Origin of the sequence: Francisella sp. SYW-2, assembly GCF_008711475.1 — a bacterium.
Lineage (GTDB): Bacteria > Pseudomonadota > Gammaproteobacteria > Francisellales > Francisellaceae > Francisella > Francisella salimarina.
This window is the reverse complement of record NZ_VXKO01000001.1, coordinates 167,127-184,622: the sequence shown is the minus strand read 5'-3', so window position 1 is coordinate 184,622 and position 17,496 is coordinate 167,127. Positions and strand designations below refer to the sequence as shown.

Sequence of the window (17,496 nt, the reverse complement as noted above, 5' to 3'; positions counted from 1 at the left end):
ATTTCAGTGTCAGACAATAAAGAATCCAAAAAAATAAATGTAGAGATTGATGGTAAAAACTACGAAGCTTTGCCAAATCAGTCAATAATAGAAGTAGCAGATGCTAATGGTATCTATATTCCTAGGTTTTGCTATCATAAAAAGCTATCTGTAGCCGCTAACTGTAGAATGTGTTTGGTCGATGTAGAGGGTGCTAGACGTGCCTCCCCTGCATGTGCTACTCCAATTATGGATGGGATGAAGGTCAAGACTCGCTCTGAGAAAGCTTTACAGATGCAAAAAGATGTGATGGAGTTTCTACTGATAAACCATCCGTTAGATTGCCCAATCTGCGATCAGGGCGGGGAGTGTGAACTTCAAGATATTGCTATGGGATACGGCAATACGACTTCTGAATATTTAGAATCAAAAAGAGTTGTTGAGGATCCTGAGTTGGGTCCTTTGGTCGCTACGGATATGACTAGATGTATTTTATGTACGCGCTGTGTTCGTTTTGGTGAAGAAGTAGCTGGAGTTAAAGAATTAGGTGTGATGGGTAGAGGAGATCACTCTGCCATTAGCACATATATTTCAGGAGATATGGTCGATTCAGAAGTCTCTGGAAACGTGATTGATCTTTGTCCTGTTGGTGCATTGACGTCTAAGCCATTTAGGTTTAAAGCTAGAGCATGGGAGCTAAAACAGCTCCCTACAGTATCTTCAGGAGATGCTTTAGTCACAGAGATTAACGCACATATCTATCAAAATCGAATTGTCAGAACTGTTCCTAGAGAGAATGAGATAACAGGAACGTGGATAGCAGATAGAGATAGATTTGAATATACAGGGTTATATAGCCCAGAAAGAATTGAAAAACCAATGATCAAGAAATCTGGTGGTTGGGTTGAAGTGTCTTGGGAAGAGGCGCTAGACTTTGTTAAAGTAGCTATTGAAAAAACTAAAGAAAAAGATGGTGTCGATGCAATATCAGCAATCGTGTCTGAGTCTGCTACTTCTGAAGAAATGTATCTGATGAAAAAGCTATTGGCAAGTGTTGGATCTACTAACATTGATGGTAGAGTAAGGCAGTATGCCGATATACCAGGGATTAGTGCTGGTAAAGGCTTTAATTGTTCGTTAGAAGATATTCGTGAAAGTGATTTTATCTTGGTTTTTGGGTCAAACATCAGAAAAGAGTATCCACTAGTTAATATTGCGGTTAAAGATGCTGTAGAAAAAAACAATGCCAAGGTAGTTGCTTGGAATGTTTGTGATTATGATTTTAACTATGATGTTAAACAAGTCAAACTAGCTGCTGATAATATTCAATATATTGCACTATCTCTATTAAAAGCTATTTTTGTAAGGGCAAATCTGCCATACGGCGACTTGGATGTGATTCTAAGAAAGGTTGATCCAGCAGCGGAGGTTAGAGAGACCGCCGATAGAATTGTTGCAGCGGAAAATCCGAAAATTATAGTTGGCCAAGATATCGTTAATAGTAGTGGCTTTGAAACAGTATTTAGTATTTTAGAAATATTAGAAAAAGTTATTGGGGTGAAAGGCGGTATTTTAGCTAGTGATGTTAACTCGGTAGCTGCAGAGAGAATATTTAGTTCTTCTAAATCTAAATTCAGTACGTATAAGTGTCTAAATGGACAAACAAACACCAAGCTTTTATTTGCTGCTCATACTGAGCTATCGAAGGATAGCTTGTATGGTGAGCAAAAATTGAGAGAAGCATTTGAAGGTATTGATATAACTGTTAGTTTCTCAGCGTTTGCCGATAAGTTTACAAAAGATATTTCAGATATTATTTTGCCTGTGGCGACTCACTATGAAACAAGCGGAAGTTTTGTTGATTTATTTGGCAATACTAAAGAGTTCAAGCAAGTAGTAAAACCATATGCTGATAATAAAGAGCTATGGCGTGTCTTGAGAGTTATTGGTAATTTACTTGAGTTAGATGGTTTTGAATATAATTCTATATCAGAAGTGACTACTGACGCTTATGCTCATAGAGCTAGAGCTAGAGCTAGAGTTGGTGTTAATCATGTGGCTCAGATTCTTAATGCAAATTTAGATTATCAGAAAGAAATTGCACTTGTAGCATCAAATTCCATGTATGGTACGAGTAGCTTACTTAGAAGAGCAGAACCTTTACAAAAAACCTATGATGCCAAGCGTTTTGCTGGTGTTAGAATATCACAGGAACTAGCAGATGAAATAGGTTTAAATGCTAAGTTTGGTGTTGTAAAAGTTTATGATATTGATAATGAGATAACTCCAGAGGTTACGGTTGACTCTAGTTTACAAGCTAAAAATATCATGATACCAAGATCATTGTATAAGCCATTTTTATCAGGTGATAATGTAAGTATTAAGCTTGTGAAGGAGGGAAAGTAGTATGCTAGCATATATATTATGGACAGTGCTTTATGTATTGCTAATAGTTGTTCCTCTTATACTTGTGGTTGCTTACTATACTTATGCTGAGCGTAAAGTTATAGGATATATGCAAGATAGATTGGGCCCAAATAGAGTAGGGTCATTTGGATTATTGCAACCGATATTTGATGCTTTGAAACTTTTTCTTAAAGAGATTGTTGTTCCGACTAATTCAAATAGATATTTGTTTTTTGTAGCACCGATTTTAGCATTTGCACCTGCTTATGCGGCATGGGCAGTTATTCCTTTTTCGAAAGGTGTAGTGTTGTCCGATATGAATCTTGGATTGTTATATATATTGGCAATGACATCTTTCTCAGTATATGGGATTGTAATAGCAGGGTGGGCATCCAATAGTAAATACTCTTTGTTTGGTGCCCTCAGAGCAGGTGCTCAAGTTGTGTCTTATGAATTAGCTATGGGATTTGCAATAGTTGGTGTTGTAATTGCGGCTGGCTCTATGGGCATAACAGGCATTATTGAGTCTCAAGCCGGAGGTCTGTGGCATTGGTACTTTATACCTTTGTTCCCATTATTCGTAGTGTACTTTATCGCAGGTATTGCTGAGACTAATAGGGCACCTTTCGATGTGGTTGAGGGTGAGTCGGAAATTATTGCTGGTCATCATATTGAGTATACAGGATCTAGATTTGCACTATTCTTTTTAGCAGAGTATGCAAATATGATTTTGATTAGTATTTTAACTTCAATCATGTTTCTGGGAGGTTGGTGTTCACCATTTGAGGCTACTCCTTTAGAAGCTATATTTAACTTTGTGCCAGGAGTTGTATGGTTGTTTGCTAAGACGGGTATATTTATGTTTATGTTCTTGTGGGTGCGTGCGACATTCCCTAGATATAGATACGACCAAATTATGCGCTTAGGCTGGAAGATATTTATACCTTTAACATTTGTTTGGGTTGTAGTAGTGGCTTGTATGGTTAGGTTTGGTGTAGGACCTTGGTGGTAAAAAGGATAATATTATGAGAAATATAACAAGTTTTTTTAAAACCTTTCTACTTTGGGAACTTCTAAAAGGGATGAAGGTCACAGGTAAGCACTTTTTTACACGTAAGGTTACTGTGCAATATCCTGATGAGAAAACTCCTATCTCTAATAGGTTTAGAGGGTTGCATGCCTTAAGACGTTATGAGAACGGTGAAGAAAGATGTATTGCTTGTAAGTTGTGTGAGGTTGTATGTCCAGCATTAGCAATTACAATCAACTCTACTGAGAGAGAGGATGGATCACGTAGAACATCTAGTTATGAAATAGATTTATTTAAGTGTATTTTTTGTGGTTATTGTGAAGAATCATGCCCTGTGGATTCTATTGTTGAGACTAATATTCTTGAGTATCACTTTGAAGAACGTGGTGAAAATATTATGACAAAGGCTAAGCTTTTAGCTATTGGTGATAAATATGAAGCGCAGATAGCAGCTGATAGATTACAAGATAAGGATTTTAGGTAGAGAAATGGTAGTAACAGATATTTTATTTTACATATTTGCATCACTGGCTATTATTTCTGCTTTAGTGCTGGTTTTGGCAAATAATCCAGTAAACTCTGTAATAGCAATGATTTTCACATTCATCTTTACGGCAGCTGTATGGATAATTTTTCAGCAAGTATACTTGGCATTATTGTTGATAGTCGTATACGTAGGTGCGGTTCTAGTAATGTTTTTGTTCGTGGTATTCATGTTGGATCTACACGTAGAGAAACAAGGTAGAGTAGGGAGATTCTTCTATGCTTTTGCAGCTATTATAGTTTGTGCAATATTTGCTACAGTGATTAGCTATGCCGCTACTAAAGTATTCGCGGGAGACTCTATGCAAGGTGGTGTTGGTGGACTTAAGGTTATAGGATTAACTATGTTTGATAATAGCAATCTATATGTATTTGAGTTGGTTGATTTTATTTTATTAGCAGCAATGACAGCAGCAATTACACTAACATTGAGATCTAAGCGTAAAGGTAACAAGTCTGTAAATCCTGCACAGCAGGTCAAAGTTAGAGCAAAAGATCGTCTAACTATGGTTAAGATACCAAGTAATAGAGAGGGCGCTAGAGATGAATAGTATTTCAGTTTCGGTTACGAATGGTTTGATTTTTAGTACATTGCTATTCGTAATAAGTGTTGCGGGCATAATTATTAACAGAAGAAATATTCTTATACTTTTAATGTCTATAGAATTAATGCTTCTAGCAGTTAATACTAATTTTCTAATATTTGCTAATATGCACCATCAAGCGATGGGTGGCGTTTTTGTTTTCTTTATAATGGCTGTGGCAGCAGCTGAGACAGCAATTGGTTTGGCAATTGTTGTGGCAATATTTAGGAAACGTAAAACTATTGATTTAAGTAAACTCAATACACTAAGAGGTTAAGAGCAAGCTATGATAATAAATACTCAAGTAGCAGCTGTACTAATAGCAGTCATAGTGTTATCACCATTGCTTGGTGCTCTGATTGCTGGATTTGGTGGCAAGTCTGTAAAGAATGCAGGTGTTAACTTTTTTACAATTTCTTTATGTGGTCTTTCTTTTATCCTTAGTGTAATTTTAGCCTATGGTGTTTTTGCTGGATCAGAAGTTTATTCTGTAAGTTATTATCAGTGGGCTCCGATTTCAGATAAGTTTACATTTGATGTTGGTTTTACTGTAAATAAAATAACTGTATACATGATGTTGATAGTAACTTTTGTATCAACATTAGTACATGTTTACTCTATTGGTTACATGAAAGGTGAAGAAGGCTATGCAAGATTTTTTGCATATATTTCAGGATTTACCTTTGCAATGCTCTGCCTAGTTATGGGCAATAACTTCTTATTGCTATTTTTTGGATGGGAAGGTGTTGGTTTATTTTCATACCTATTAATTGGCTTTTATTTTAATAGAGATAAGGCTAACGTTGCTAGCTTGAGAGCGTTCATCGTAAATAGGATTGGTGACTTAGGCTTTTTGTTAGGTATTGGGGCGGTTATTTTATATACTGGATCTGTTGACTATACAACGGTATTTGCAGCTTTATCAAATATTGATAATACTCAAACTATTCACTTCTTAGGTTTGAGTTTCAGCCCTGTTACATTGATGTGCTCGCTTCTTTTTATTGGTGCTATGGGTAAATCTGCTCAATTTCCGCTACATTCATGGTTAGAGGGTTCAATGGAAGGTCCGACACCAATTTCAGCACTAATCCATGCTGCTACAATGGTTACAGCTGGTGTATTTATGGTTGCTAGACTTTCTCCAATGTTTGTACTATCACCTGCTGCACTAAGTTTTGTGCTTATTATTGGTGCGATTACATGTTTGTTTATGGGCTTAATTGCGATAGTACAGACAGATATAAAAAGAGTAATTGCATATTGTACACTTTCTCAGCTTGGATATATGATGGTAGCTCAGGGCGCAGGAGCATTTTCTATTGGGATGTTCCATCTGATGACGCATGCTATGTTTAAAGCATTATTATTCTTGGCGGCTGGTTCTGTAATAGTTGCGATGCATCACGAGCAAGATATTCGTAGAATGGGTGGCTTAAGAAAGTATATGCCTGTTACATATTTATGTATGCTTATAGGTGCTTGGGCACTTGCAGCATTACCGCCATTCTCAGGTTTCTTTTCAAAGGATTTAATTATTGAAGCGGCGCAGTCTACGACTGTATACGGTCACCAGTTTGCGTACTACATGGTATTAGCATGTGCATTTGTGACATCTTTCTATATTTTTAGAATGTTTTTCTTGGTATTCCATGGTAAAGAGAGAATGTCAGAAGAAGAGAAGTCTCATATCAAAGAGTCGCCGTTTAGTATACTAATTCCACTGGTATTATTGGCTATACCTTCAGTATTCGTTGGAGAGTATTTCTTCACAAGTATTTTATCGCAAAATCATGGTTTATTTGGTGATACTATAACTTCATATATTCAGGCAGGACTAGGTGGAGAATCTGTTACAGCTCATCTTGCTAGTGAACCTGCTACAGCTAGTTCTATAGCATTTATAAAACATTCAATATCAACAGTACCATTCTGGTTAGCTTTTAGCGCTTTGGCTTTGGCTTATATTTTGTATATATGGTTGCCAGTTATACCAAGAGTGCTTGCAAATGCTAAGTCTGGGTTTGGTATTGTTTATCATATTTTAGTTAAGAAATACTTTATTGATACTCTTTATGATGTTGTATTTGTTAATATCTTCTTGGCTATTAGTACTTTCCTATGGAAAGCAGTAGATATCTTTATCATAGATAAAACAATTGTACATGGCACATCTAGTCTGATCTATCATACTGGTGATAGTTTTAGAAAAATTCAACGTGGATATCTGTTTGACTATGCTTTTGTAATGATGGTCGGTGTGTTGTTATTTATGATTTTGCTAATATCAGTATAGGTAGAGGGTAAACTAGTATTATGAATTTAGGTAATTACTTATTAAGTTTAATAATTTGGCTTCCAATAGTTGGTGGCTTTGTTGTATTAGCGACAAGAACAAAAGAGTTGCATGGTGATGCTGCACGTTGGGTAGCTTTGGTATTTAGCTGTTTAACTTTGGCTTTATGCATACCTTTGGTGGCATCTTTTGATTATAGTAGTTCTGCAATGCAGTTCCAAGAATCAGCAAAATGGTTCAAGGTATTTGGCATGCATGATATTTATTATGGTCTAGGTGTTGATGGGTTTTCAGTTTTATTTATTGTTTTAACAAGTTTTGCTACTTTAGTTATTGTTCTAGCAGCTTGGACTTCTATCAAAACAAAAGTTAGACAATACATGGCGATATTTTTGATTACTTGTGGTCTGACAAATGGTGTTTTCTGTGCAACAGACTCTATACTTTACTATGTTTTTTGGGAAGCGTTATTGATTCCAACTTGTTTAGGTATAGGTATTTGGGGTGGTAAGAACAAAGCATATGCAGCTGTTAAATATTTTATGTATACTTTCTTTGGTTCGGTATTTTTACTAGCTGCGATTTTATATATTCAAACAAGAGTAGCGGCATCTCCAGCTGACTTATTGGTAAGTGCAGACACCTATTCAATCCAAAACTTTATTGCATGGGCTGCTCAGTCAAATGGGTTGGCAGACTCTGTTAAGTTTACACTTACTGCTCAATGGTTAATATTTGGTGCTTTCTTCTTAGCCTTTGCTGTTAAAATTCCGATGTGGCCGTTCCATTCATGGTTACCAGATGCTCACTCAGAGGCTCCAGCTGGAGGTTCTGTTATACTTGCAGCACTTATGCTTAAGCTAGGTGCTTATGGTTTCTTAAGATTCGCAATACCAATGCTACCTGAAGTTACAGCATCATTAGAGTACGTACTGATAATTATGTCTTTGATAGCTATTGTATATGTAGGTGTGGTTGCAGTTGCTCAGACTGATGTCAAAAGACTGATAGCATATTCATCAATTTCGCATATGGGTCTTGTTACATTAGGTTTATTCTCTATTTTCATACTTAAGAGTGCCGATCCTGTACTTGGTACAACTAATGCGCAATTAGCACTACAGGGTGCTGTATTTCAGATGATTGCTCATGCGTTTTCTTCTGGTGGTATGTTTATTGGTATTGGCTATCTATATTTAAGAATGCATACAAGAGAAATATCAGATTTCTCAGGTGTGGCTAAGACTATGCCAATATTCGCAATGTTTTTCTTACTTTTCTGTATGGCTAATGTAGGTTTACCAGGCACTAGTGGCTTTGTCGGCGAGTTTATGATTTTGTTGGCTGTATTCCAGTACTCTCCATTAATAGCATTAATTGCTGGTTTAACTTTGGTTATAGCGCCAATTTATACTCTATGGATGTATAAGAGGGTGTTTTTTGGAGAAGTGGTATCTACGCAAGTAGCGAACCTGACTGATTTGAATAAGATGGAGCTATTTGTATTTATATTGTTAGCGGTACCAACTTTATTGTTTGGTTTTTATCCAGAGCCGATACTGCATCTTTCAGAAGCTGCTTCGGCTAATATTGTTGGTTTATCTCTATAGGGTGGTGTTTTGATTATGAGTTTATCAATTCTTTATATATTGCCAGAAATACTATTAGCACTAGGTGTGATAGTTGTAATGTTTTCTGGGCTTTTTTTACACGGTAAAATTAGGAATATTAACTACATATTCTTTCAAGTATTTACGCTACTTGCTCTTGTTGCTACTTTTGCCAAAGAATACTTAATCCAAAATAGTAGCTCTGTTTTTGAGGGGCAAGTTGTATTCAGTGGTTTTGCTTATACGTTACAGTTAGTGATACTTGTATTGGCAGTATTCGTGGCGCTATATTCAAGAGAGTATGTGAAAGATAGAAAAATATCAGATGGTGATTTTTATACACTTTTGATGCTGTGTGTCTTAGGTGCGATGGTTCTTACAGCTGCACATAGTTTGGTTACAATCTATATTGGTTTAGAGTTATTGTCATTACCAATGTATGCACTAATAGCAATTTATAGAGATTCTAGTACAGGCCTTGAAGCTGCTATTAAATATTTCGTATTAGGAGCTATTGCTTCAGCTTTATTGTTATTTGGTATGTCATTTGTATACGGTATGACAGGCCAACTTGATATTACTGATATTGCAACTGCACTTTCACAAGGAAATTTCACAGGCTTAGAGCAGCAGTTCTTACTTGTATGTTTAGTTATGATGATAGCAACTTTCTTATTCAAGTTAGGAGCTTTCCCATTTCATATGTGGTTGCCGGATGTTTATCAGGGGGCGCCAAATGCCGTTGCCAATATTGTTGCGACTATTCCAAAAGTAGCAGCATTTGCTATGCTTGTTAATATTTTATTTGTAGGCTTTCCATCGCTTAAAGATTCTTGGATATACTTATTCAGAGTTATAGGTATATTGTCGATATTCTTTGGTAGTTTAGTGGCTTTATCGCAAACAAACGTTAAGAGACTTTTGGGTTATTCTACAGTATCGCAAATAGGTTTTGTTTTATTAGCTACTACCCTTAATCCGCAAGGTTATGCCTTAACAGCAGCTAGTTTCTATGTAATAGTTTATGTTTTTACTACTCTAGCAGCATTTGGGGTATTAACTACAATCTCTGTTGGCGGTTATGAAGTTCAAGATCTTAAAGATCTAAAAGGTTTCAATACAAAAGACTCTTGGTTAGCATTTATACTGCTGATAGTTTTGTTCTCTATGGCGGGGATTCCTCCATTCGGTGGTTTCATAGCAAAATTATTTGTTATTATGGGCTTAATTAATGATGGCAGTTATGTATTGGCATGTTTTGTGCTATTTATGGCTGTTGTGGCATCATTCTATTATGTAAGAGTTATTAGAACTATGTATTTTGATGAGCCAGAGAATAATGAGACAGTTAAGCCTCCAATGACATCTCTTATAGCACTAAGTATCAATGGTTTAGTTCTTTTATTCTTAGGTATTATGCCAATGCTTCTTCTTGGTGTTCTTACTCAAGTTACTAACGTTATTTAAGTTTCAATAGTTTATTGCCTATTCTTGTCATAACTTTTATACTTTTATGTAAAGATAATTTAATGCTGTTTTTCTATGAAAGAAATTTTAGGTCCAATCAATGATGTAATCAAAAACTCGAAAGATAATATTATTAATAAAAGTTTAAAAAAACTTGATGTGGTGAGTAGAGAAGAGTTTGAAATACAGAAAAAAATTCTTTTGAAAACACGTCAAAAATTAGAGCAGATCGAAGCTAAGTTGGATAAATTAATAGCTGAGAAAGAGTGAGATGTCTTTAGCAATTCTAAAAAGTCGAGCTCAATTGGGTATTGAAGCACCGCTTGTCTCGATAGAAGTTCATTTGTCAAATGGTCTGCCTGGCTTATCGATAGTAGGCTTACCAGAGGCAGCTGTCAAAGAGAGCAAAGATCGTGTTAGAAGTGCTATCATAAACTCGGGATTTAATTTTCCAAATAAACGTATCACAATTAATCTTGCCCCTGCAGACTTACCTAAGAGTAGTGGAAGATTTGATTTGCCTATAGCATTAGGTATTTTATATGCATCAGGCCAAATAAATATTGTTAGAAATGTTGAAGATTTCGAGTTTGCTGGAGAGTTGTCTCTAGGTGGTGAGCTTAGGAAAATTTCTAGTGCGATACCGATGGCTATTAAGTGTGTTGCGAATAACAAAAAACTTGTGATACCTACTCATAATGAAAAAGAGATTGCTTTAGTTGAAGATGTTTGTGCTTATTCTTTTGAAACTCTAAAAGAAATCGTAGGTTTTTTATCTGGTGACGATAAAGCTTCGGTAGAGCAATTACAAGATATTGACTTTGAGAGATTGTATTCTGATTTAGAAGATGTCAAAGGACAATATCAGGCTAGACGCGCTTTGGAAATTGCAGCAGCAGGTGGTCATAATATTCTTTTAGTTGGTCCACCGGGAACTGGTAAGACTATGCTTGCTAGTAGGCTTAATTCTATTTTGCCACCATTAGACAAGAAAGAAGCCCTTTCATCAGCGATGATTGCTTCAATTAAAGGTGAATCAGGGATAGCAGAAAGTTTTTATAAAAGACCATTTCGCCATCCTCATCATACCTCTTCAGGTGTTTCTTTGGTAGGAGGAGGTAGTAATCCTATGCCTGGTGAAATATCTTTAGCTCATAATGGCGTGTTATTCCTTGATGAGTTGCCAGAGTTTGACCGTAAGGTTCTAGAGGTTTTAAGAGAACCTCTTGAGACGGGAGTTGTAAATATTTCTAGAGCAAAGTGTCAGGTAGAGTATCCAGCGAACTTCCAATTGATAGCTGCTATGAATCCTTGTCCGTGTGGCTATTTAGGATCGCAGTATAAAGAGTGCTCAGATTCAATTCAATCAATTAGAAGATATCAAAGTAAGCTTTCGGGACCTCTTTTGGATAGAATTGATTTGCAGGTTGAGGTTCTTGAGCTAGCAAAAGAGGATCTAACAAATCAAGAGTTAAGAGGCGAAAAAAGTAGTATAATTAGGGAGCGAGTTAAAAAGGCGAGAGATATCCAGATTACTAGGCAAGGTAAAATAAATTCAATGCTAACAAGTAAAGAGCTAGATGAGGTTTGTGACCTTGATGAAGAAAGTAAAAAAATGCTAACACTAGCTATAGAAAAGCTTGGACTATCAGCCAGAGGGTACTATAAAATACTCAAAGTTGCTCGAACAATAGCAGATTTAAGCGGATGCAAGAAAATTGAAAAACTAGCAATTCAAGAAGCTATAGGTTACAGAAAAATGGACAAGTTTTTTAAATAGTCCTTCATAATAAATTTAAAGGTATGTTAAGTATGAGAGAGTTGTTTTTGGATGCTTTTAAGCATGAGAAATTAGAAAAACCACCGATATGGATAATGCGTCAAGCTGGTAGATATTTACCAGAATATCGTGCAGTAAGATCAAAGTTTGAGAACTTTATGGATATGTGTCGCAATGCAGATGCTTGTTGTGAGGTGGCACTACACCCGCTAGAAAGATATGATCTTGATGCTGCAATTGTATTTTCAGATATTTTAACTATTCCTGAAGCAATGGGTATGGATCTGAAATTTATCAAGGGTGTTGGTCCTGTATTTTCAGATCCTATTGAGTCAGAAAAGGATTTAAATAGGTTAAAGTCAGCAGAAGATAGTGTTGGTGATTTGGAGTATGTTTATAATGCGGTTAGAACTACGAAGGCTGCTATAAATGTACCCCTTATAGGCTTTACTGGAAGTCCATGGACACTTGCTGCATATATGGTTGAGGGATCTGGCTCAAAACAATTCAGTAAACTAAGAAAAATGATGTATGCAAATCCTCAATTGATGCACGCACTTCTTCAAAGGTTAGCTGACATAACAGTGATTTATCTACTTGAGCAAGTCAAAGCTGGTGCTAGTTCTTTAATGATTTTCGATACTTGGGGAGGAATTCTACCTTTAGAGCAGTATAAGGAATTTTCATTAAAGTATATGGAGTATATTGCTAAAAATGTTAAGCAGAAATCTAATGTTCCTGTGGTTTTCTTCACAAAGGGTGGCTCAAACTTTTTTGATGAGTTTAAAGATAAGTCATGTGATGGGGTCGGCGTTGATTGGAGTGTAACTCTAGATCAAGCACGCCATAGAATAGGTGTAGGTAAAGTTCTGCAAGGCAATTTTGATCCGGCATTTTTGTATGGCACATCTGATAGTATCAGAAGCACGGTTAAGAAAAGTATGGAGTTTATCCAGTCAGATAAGCTGAATAATTATATTGTAAATTTAGGTCATGGGATATATCCTGATATTGACCCTGACAATGTAAAAGTTATGATAGATGCTATAAGAGAGTTTAGTATTTAAAAAAGAGATTATTATAAGGCTTGACATCTACTGAAATGTTGTTATTATATATTCTCATAGACGCGGGGTGGAGCAGCTTGGTAGCTCGTCGGGCTCATAACCCGAAGGTCGTAGGTTCAAATCCTGCCCCCGCTACCAAAAGTTTTTATTTTATAAAGGCCCTTCAAGGGCCTTTTTGCTATCTAGAGGGTATGCAAAATCTAAGGGGTGAAAATGTTACTAGATGATTTGTATGAAATAGTAGAACCCATCACAGCTGATTTAGGCTATATTTTATGGGGAATAGAGGTTGTAGGTACTGGTAAGCTTACAATACGTATCTTTATTGATCATGAGAATGGTGTTTCAGTTGATGACTGTCAGGTTGTAAGTAAAGAGGTAAGTGCAATTTTTGATGTGGAAGATCCTATCTCAGATAAGTATGTTCTAGAAGTATCTTCTCCGGGTATGAATCGCCAAATTTTTAATATTATTCAAGCACAAGCTTTGATAGGATTTAATGTTAAGGCAGTTACTTTAACACCAGTTGAGTCTCAAACAAAATTTAAAGGTGTGCTTGAGAGAGTTGAAGGCAATGATGTTACTCTAAAGCTTGATGATGGTAAAGAAGTCAGTTTTGATTTTGATGAGCTTAAGAAGTTTAGAGTTTCGCCAGATTTTAGTTAGATAGAGGGATTAGGTATGAGCAAAGAATTATTGTTAGTATTAGAGACTGTAGCAAATGAAAAAGATATTTCAAAAGATCTTTTGTTCGAGGCTATGGAAGAAGCATTGGCTATTATAACTAAAAAAGAGCTTGATGAGCACATGAATATCGAAGTTAAAATCGATAGGGTTACAGGAGATTTCAAAGCAGATCGAGTTTGGCATATCGTCTCTGAAGATGAAGATTTGATTGATTATTCAAAAGAACTTTATGAAGACGTTGCACAAGAAAAGGGCTATGATGTTAAAGCTGGTGACGTAATACGTGAGTCTGTCGAGGTTAAAGAATATGGGCGTATTGCTGCTACTATGGCAAAACAGATTTTAATGAAAAAAATCAAAAATTTTGAAAGAGAGAAAACAGCTAAATTTTATCAAAGTAAAATTGGTGATATTGTTTACGGAGAGGTTAAAAGAGCAACCTATGAGATCCTTGTTATCGATCTTGGTAATAACGCTGAAGGTATCCTACCTAAAAAAGACTTGATTTCGAGAGAAAGATTCCGTGTTGGTGATAAGATTAGAGCATGTGTTGAGAATGTCGAGGTTGATGAGTTTGGCAAACCAAGCACAGTTATGCTTAGTCGTGCTAGCAATATGATGCTTAAGGCATTGTTTAAGCTTGAGGTTCCTGAAGTAGAAGAAGAGCTGATAAACGTAGTAAATGTTGTTCGTGAACCAGGTTTTAGATCAAAGGTAACAGTTAAAAGTAATGATCAGAGAATAGATCCATGTGGTGCTTGTGTTGGTGTTAGAGGATCTAGAATACACTCTATTATGAGTGAGCTAAATGGTGAAAAGGTAGATGTTATTCTATGGGATGAGGATATGGTTCAATATGCAATCAACTCTTTGTCACCAGTTGACTCTGAAGATATCTTGGAAGTAAATGTTGATGAAGAAACTAGCTCAATGGATATCGTAGTTAAGCAAGAAAGCCTATCAAAAGCTATTGGTAAGAATGGGGTTAATGTTAGATTGGCGAGCGCTCTTATTGGTTGGAAGATAAATGTTTTATCTGATACTGAGCAAGAAGAGAAACAAATGACGATAGTTGAAAAGTTTGTGGATGCATTGGATATTGATCATGACTTTGCACTAGTGTTAATCGAAGAAGGTATCGAAACATTGGAAGATTTAGCGTATCTTGATAGAGATGAGTTGCTAGAGATTGAAGGTTTTGATGAAGAGATAGTAGATGAACTTCAAGAGAGAGCAAAAGCTGTAATATTATCTCAGGCGTTGGGTGGTAAGAAGCCTGCTGAAGACTTGCTTAATATGCAAGGTATGGATGCGGAGCTGGCTAATAAGTTAGCTCAAAATAATGTAGTAACAATGGAAAATCTAGCAGAGCTATCTGTAGATGAGTTGCTTGATATTGTTGCTATTGATGAAAAACAAGCAACAGATTTGATAATGCAAGCAAGAGCCCCTTGGTTTGAATAGGAAGTACGAATCAAAATAGTACAAAGGAGAGGGAAATGGCAGAAATTACAGTTGGGCAGTTGGCACAACAAACAAATAAAGATGTAAGCACTTTGCTGAATCAGCTTAAATCTTTTGGTATTGAAAAGAATAGTGAAAAAGATACTTTAAGTCCAGAAGAGATGAAGACTCTTTTAGAGAAGATTAATAGTACAAAGAATTCAGTTGCTAGGAAGAAAGTGACTTCACTTAAGCTTGATGGTAAACATAAGATAAATGTATCAGTTAAGAAAAAGAGACGAGTTGCAAAGAAGGTAGAAGAACAACCTGCTATAAAAGTAGAGAAGTCTAATACTGAAGAGTCTAAGCCAATAGTTGATAGTAAAGAAAATCAAGTAGCTGATAGTGTGAATGCTCAAGAGCAACATGTTAATGCTGAACAGCAAAAGCAGGAAAAACCTGTCTCAAAACCTGTCTCAAAACCTGTCTCAAAACCTGTTGTCAAAGATAGTGGCTTTAAAATCACATCAATGCCTGAAGTTAAGGTACAAGAAGCTAAGTCTCAAGACGATGAAAAGTCTGCCGCTGCTAAACAAGCTAAGAAAAAAGCTACAAAGAAAGTTTTCTCTGAACCTGCTAATAGTAATACTAAGTACAAGAGGGAAGAGGAAGAGAGAAAATCAAAGGCTAAAAAAGCTGGTGGTAAAGGCTTCAAAAAGGCTAATCCAAGACAATTGTCACAGCTTGCAGGTGATATGGATTCATTTGATGAGTTCGGCAGTAAAAAAGGTAAACTAAAAGCTCCTAAAGTTAAAAAACAAGAGTTTACAAAACCTGTTGAAAATACAGTGAAGACAGTTGAAATACATGAAGGTATTACAGTTAGTGATTTAGCTAATAAAATGGCTGTAAAAGGTGCTGAAATTGTTAAAGTATTGTTTAATATGGGTGTGATGGCTACGATTAATCAGTCATTAGATCAGGAGACAGCTGTTCTGATTGTTGAAGAAATGGGTCATAAGTATACATTACATAATGAAAATGCTCTTGAAGAAGCCGTTACTACAGTTGATAGAAGTTTGCATAAAAAGATTTCTCGTGCACCAGTTGTGACTATTATGGGTCATGTGGATCACGGTAAGACCTCATTGTTGGACTATATACGTAAAGCAAGGGTTGTAGCAGGAGAAGCAGGTGGTATAACACAGCATATTGGTGCATACTCTGTTGAAACGAGTAAAGGATCGATTACATTCTTAGATACTCCGGGACATGAGGCATTTACATCAATGCGTGCTCGTGGTGCTAAAAGTACAGATATTGTGATTCTAGTTGTTGCCGCAGATGATGGGGTTATGCCTCAAACTGAAGAGGCTATTCAGCATGCTAAAGCAGCAGGTGTTCCAATTGTTGTAGCTGTAAATAAGATTGATAAACCAGAAGCTGATCCAGATAGGGTTATTGGTGAGTTAGCTCAGCGTAATGTGATTCCAGAATCTTGGGGGGGAGACGTTATGTTTGCTAATGTTTCCGCTAAAACTGGTGAGGGTGTTGCTGAACTATTAGATGCTGTATTATTACAATCAGAAGTTCTGGAATTAGAGGCGTTTGCTGAGGGCTTGGCTGAAGGTGTTGTTATTGAATCTCGCTTAGAGAAAGGGCGTGGTCCAGTCGCGACTGTACTGGTTCAAAATGGTAGTCTTAAGCAAGGCGATAATATTTTGTGTGGTACTGAGTACGGTAGAGTCAGAGCTATGCATGATGATCTAGGTAAGAAGATTAAAACAGCAGGTCCAGCTACTCCTGTAGAAATACTTGGTCTGTCTGGTGTTCCAGCAGCTGGTGATGATGTAGTCGTTATTGATAATGAGAAGAAGGCTAAAGAGCTTGCAGCACAAAGATCTCAAAGACAGAAAGAAGCTAAAATAGCTCAAGAGCAAGCACTTAAGTTGTCCAATATGTTTAGCAATATGGGCAAAGAAGGTGAACAACAAACTCTTAAAATTATTCTTAAAGGTGATGTGCAGGGTTCAGTTGAAGCAATTAGAGAGTCTTTACTTAAACTTTCGACAGATGAGGTTAAGGTTGATATTATCGCAAGTGGAATTGGAGCTATTACTTCTTCTGATGTGACACTAGCAGTTGCGTCTATGGCTGTGATTGTTGGTTTCAATGTGCGTGCTGATGGTGCTGCGAAAAAGCTTGCTGAAACAGATGGTGTAGAGCTTCGTTATTATAATATTATCTATGATTTGATAGATGATGTTAAAAAAGCAATGACTGGTCTTCTATCTCCAGAAATGAAAGAACAAATTATTGGTATTGCGGAAGTTAGGGAGGTCTATAGATCTTCTAAATTTGGTTCAATTGCTGGTTGTATGGTAGTTGAAGGTACTGTTAAACGTACAAATCCTATTCGTGTCTTGAGAGATAACGTGGTTATTTATGAAGGTAGCCTTGAGTCACTTAAGAGATTTAAGGATGATGCTAATGAAGTTAAAAAAGGTATGGAGTGCGGTATCGGTGTCAAGAATTATAATGACGTCCGTGAAGGTGACCAGATAGAAGTATTTGAAGTTATTGAGGTTGCTAAGGAGTTATAGT

Annotated in this window: 14 protein-coding genes and 1 tRNA gene; all 15 read left to right on the top strand. The window is 36.4% G+C overall.

The genetic code is table 11. From position 1 onward, the window contains the following. The first annotated feature begins 6 nt into the window (after window positions 1-6). The 15 genes from nuoG to infB all read left to right on the top strand — a co-directional run bounded on the left by nuoG (window position 7) and on the right by infB (window position 17,495). Complete coding sequence (gene nuoG / locus F3D57_RS00885) at window positions 7-2,385, top strand: NADH-quinone oxidoreductase subunit NuoG (protein ID WP_150464874.1); 2,379 nt, start codon at window positions 7-9, stop codon at window positions 2,383-2,385. 1 nt (window position 2,386) lies between these two features. Then, window positions 2,387-3,397, top strand: a complete 1,011-nt coding sequence (gene nuoH / locus F3D57_RS00880) for an NADH-quinone oxidoreductase subunit NuoH (protein WP_150464873.1) — start codon at window positions 2,387-2,389, stop codon at window positions 3,395-3,397. 13 nt (window positions 3,398-3,410) lie between these two features. Next, complete coding sequence (nuoI, locus tag F3D57_RS00875; RefSeq protein WP_012280348.1) at window positions 3,411-3,899, top strand: NADH-quinone oxidoreductase subunit NuoI; 489 nt, start codon at window positions 3,411-3,413, stop codon at window positions 3,897-3,899. A gap of 4 nt (window positions 3,900-3,903) precedes the next feature. Continuing rightward, window positions 3,904-4,509: an NADH-quinone oxidoreductase subunit J gene (locus F3D57_RS00870; protein WP_013922313.1), complete on the top strand. Its 606-nt coding sequence runs from the start codon at window positions 3,904-3,906 to the stop codon at window positions 4,507-4,509. After that, the gene (gene nuoK, locus F3D57_RS00865) at window positions 4,502-4,819 is read left to right on the top strand and encodes an NADH-quinone oxidoreductase subunit NuoK (RefSeq protein ID WP_004286961.1); all 318 of its coding nucleotides are present in this window, start codon (window positions 4,502-4,504) and stop codon (window positions 4,817-4,819) included. Before F3D57_RS00870 ends, nuoK begins: the two co-directional genes overlap by 8 nt. A 9-nt stretch (window positions 4,820-4,828) precedes the next feature. Next, complete coding sequence (gene nuoL, locus F3D57_RS00860) at window positions 4,829-6,838, top strand: NADH-quinone oxidoreductase subunit L (RefSeq protein WP_150464872.1); 2,010 nt, start codon at window positions 4,829-4,831, stop codon at window positions 6,836-6,838. 20 nt (window positions 6,839-6,858) lie between these two features. Continuing rightward, window positions 6,859-8,448, top strand: coding sequence for a NuoM family protein (locus F3D57_RS00855; RefSeq protein WP_004286963.1), 1,590 nt, complete (start codon window positions 6,859-6,861; stop codon window positions 8,446-8,448). A 15-nt stretch (window positions 8,449-8,463) separates the two neighbouring features. Further along, window positions 8,464-9,915: an NADH-quinone oxidoreductase subunit N gene (locus F3D57_RS00850; RefSeq protein WP_004286964.1), complete on the top strand. Its 1,452-nt coding sequence runs from the start codon at window positions 8,464-8,466 to the stop codon at window positions 9,913-9,915. A 75-nt stretch (window positions 9,916-9,990) separates the two neighbouring features. Then, window positions 9,991-10,185: an accessory factor UbiK family protein gene (locus F3D57_RS00845; protein WP_012280351.1), complete on the top strand. Its 195-nt coding sequence runs from the start codon at window positions 9,991-9,993 to the stop codon at window positions 10,183-10,185. Between the two features lies 1 nt (window position 10,186). Beyond that, window positions 10,187-11,695: a YifB family Mg chelatase-like AAA ATPase gene (locus tag F3D57_RS00840; RefSeq protein WP_150464871.1), complete on the top strand. Its 1,509-nt coding sequence runs from the start codon at window positions 10,187-10,189 to the stop codon at window positions 11,693-11,695. 32 nt (window positions 11,696-11,727) lie between these two features. Further along, the gene (gene hemE, locus F3D57_RS00835; protein ID WP_150464870.1) at window positions 11,728-12,762 is read left to right on the top strand and encodes a uroporphyrinogen decarboxylase; all 1,035 of its coding nucleotides are present in this window, start codon (window positions 11,728-11,730) and stop codon (window positions 12,760-12,762) included. 61 nt (window positions 12,763-12,823) lie between these two features. After that, window positions 12,824-12,900: transfer RNA gene (locus tag F3D57_RS00830), tRNA-Met, on the top strand. Between the two features lie 75 nt (window positions 12,901-12,975). Next, complete coding sequence (gene rimP / locus F3D57_RS00825) at window positions 12,976-13,428, top strand: ribosome maturation factor RimP (RefSeq protein ID WP_013922318.1); 453 nt, start codon at window positions 12,976-12,978, stop codon at window positions 13,426-13,428. A 15-nt stretch (window positions 13,429-13,443) separates the two neighbouring features. Next, window positions 13,444-14,913: a transcription termination factor NusA gene (gene nusA, locus F3D57_RS00820; protein ID WP_150464869.1), complete on the top strand. Its 1,470-nt coding sequence runs from the start codon at window positions 13,444-13,446 to the stop codon at window positions 14,911-14,913. Between the two features lie 35 nt (window positions 14,914-14,948). Next, window positions 14,949-17,495 (top strand): translation initiation factor IF-2, encoded by a 2,547-nt coding sequence (gene infB / locus F3D57_RS00815; protein ID WP_150464868.1) that lies wholly within the window; start codon window positions 14,949-14,951, stop codon window positions 17,493-17,495. Window position 17,496: the final 1 nt, after the last annotated feature.

Bases quoted from the DNA above. Each gene is read 5' to 3' on its own strand.
- nuoH (WP_150464873.1), top strand. From the start codon at position 2,387: ATGCTAGCATATATATTATGGACAGTGCTTTATGTATTGCTAATAGTT.
- nuoI (WP_012280348.1), top strand. From the start codon at position 3,411: ATGAGAAATATAACAAGTTTTTTTAAAACCTTTCTACTTTGGGAACTT.
- F3D57_RS00870 (WP_013922313.1), top strand. From the start codon at position 3,904: ATGGTAGTAACAGATATTTTATTTTACATATTTGCATCACTGGCTATT.
- nuoK (WP_004286961.1), top strand. From the start codon at position 4,502: ATGAATAGTATTTCAGTTTCGGTTACGAATGGTTTGATTTTTAGTACA.
- nuoL (WP_150464872.1), top strand. From the start codon at position 4,829: ATGATAATAAATACTCAAGTAGCAGCTGTACTAATAGCAGTCATAGTG.
- F3D57_RS00855 (WP_004286963.1), top strand. From the start codon at position 6,859: ATGAATTTAGGTAATTACTTATTAAGTTTAATAATTTGGCTTCCAATA.
- F3D57_RS00850 (WP_004286964.1), top strand. From the start codon at position 8,464: ATGAGTTTATCAATTCTTTATATATTGCCAGAAATACTATTAGCACTA.
- F3D57_RS00845 (WP_012280351.1), top strand. From the start codon at position 9,991: ATGAAAGAAATTTTAGGTCCAATCAATGATGTAATCAAAAACTCGAAA.
- F3D57_RS00840 (WP_150464871.1), top strand. From the start codon at position 10,187: ATGTCTTTAGCAATTCTAAAAAGTCGAGCTCAATTGGGTATTGAAGCA.
- hemE (WP_150464870.1), top strand. From the start codon at position 11,728: ATGAGAGAGTTGTTTTTGGATGCTTTTAAGCATGAGAAATTAGAAAAA.
- rimP (WP_013922318.1), top strand. From the start codon at position 12,976: ATGTTACTAGATGATTTGTATGAAATAGTAGAACCCATCACAGCTGAT.
- nusA (WP_150464869.1), top strand. From the start codon at position 13,444: ATGAGCAAAGAATTATTGTTAGTATTAGAGACTGTAGCAAATGAAAAA.
- infB (WP_150464868.1), top strand. From the start codon at position 14,949: ATGGCAGAAATTACAGTTGGGCAGTTGGCACAACAAACAAATAAAGAT.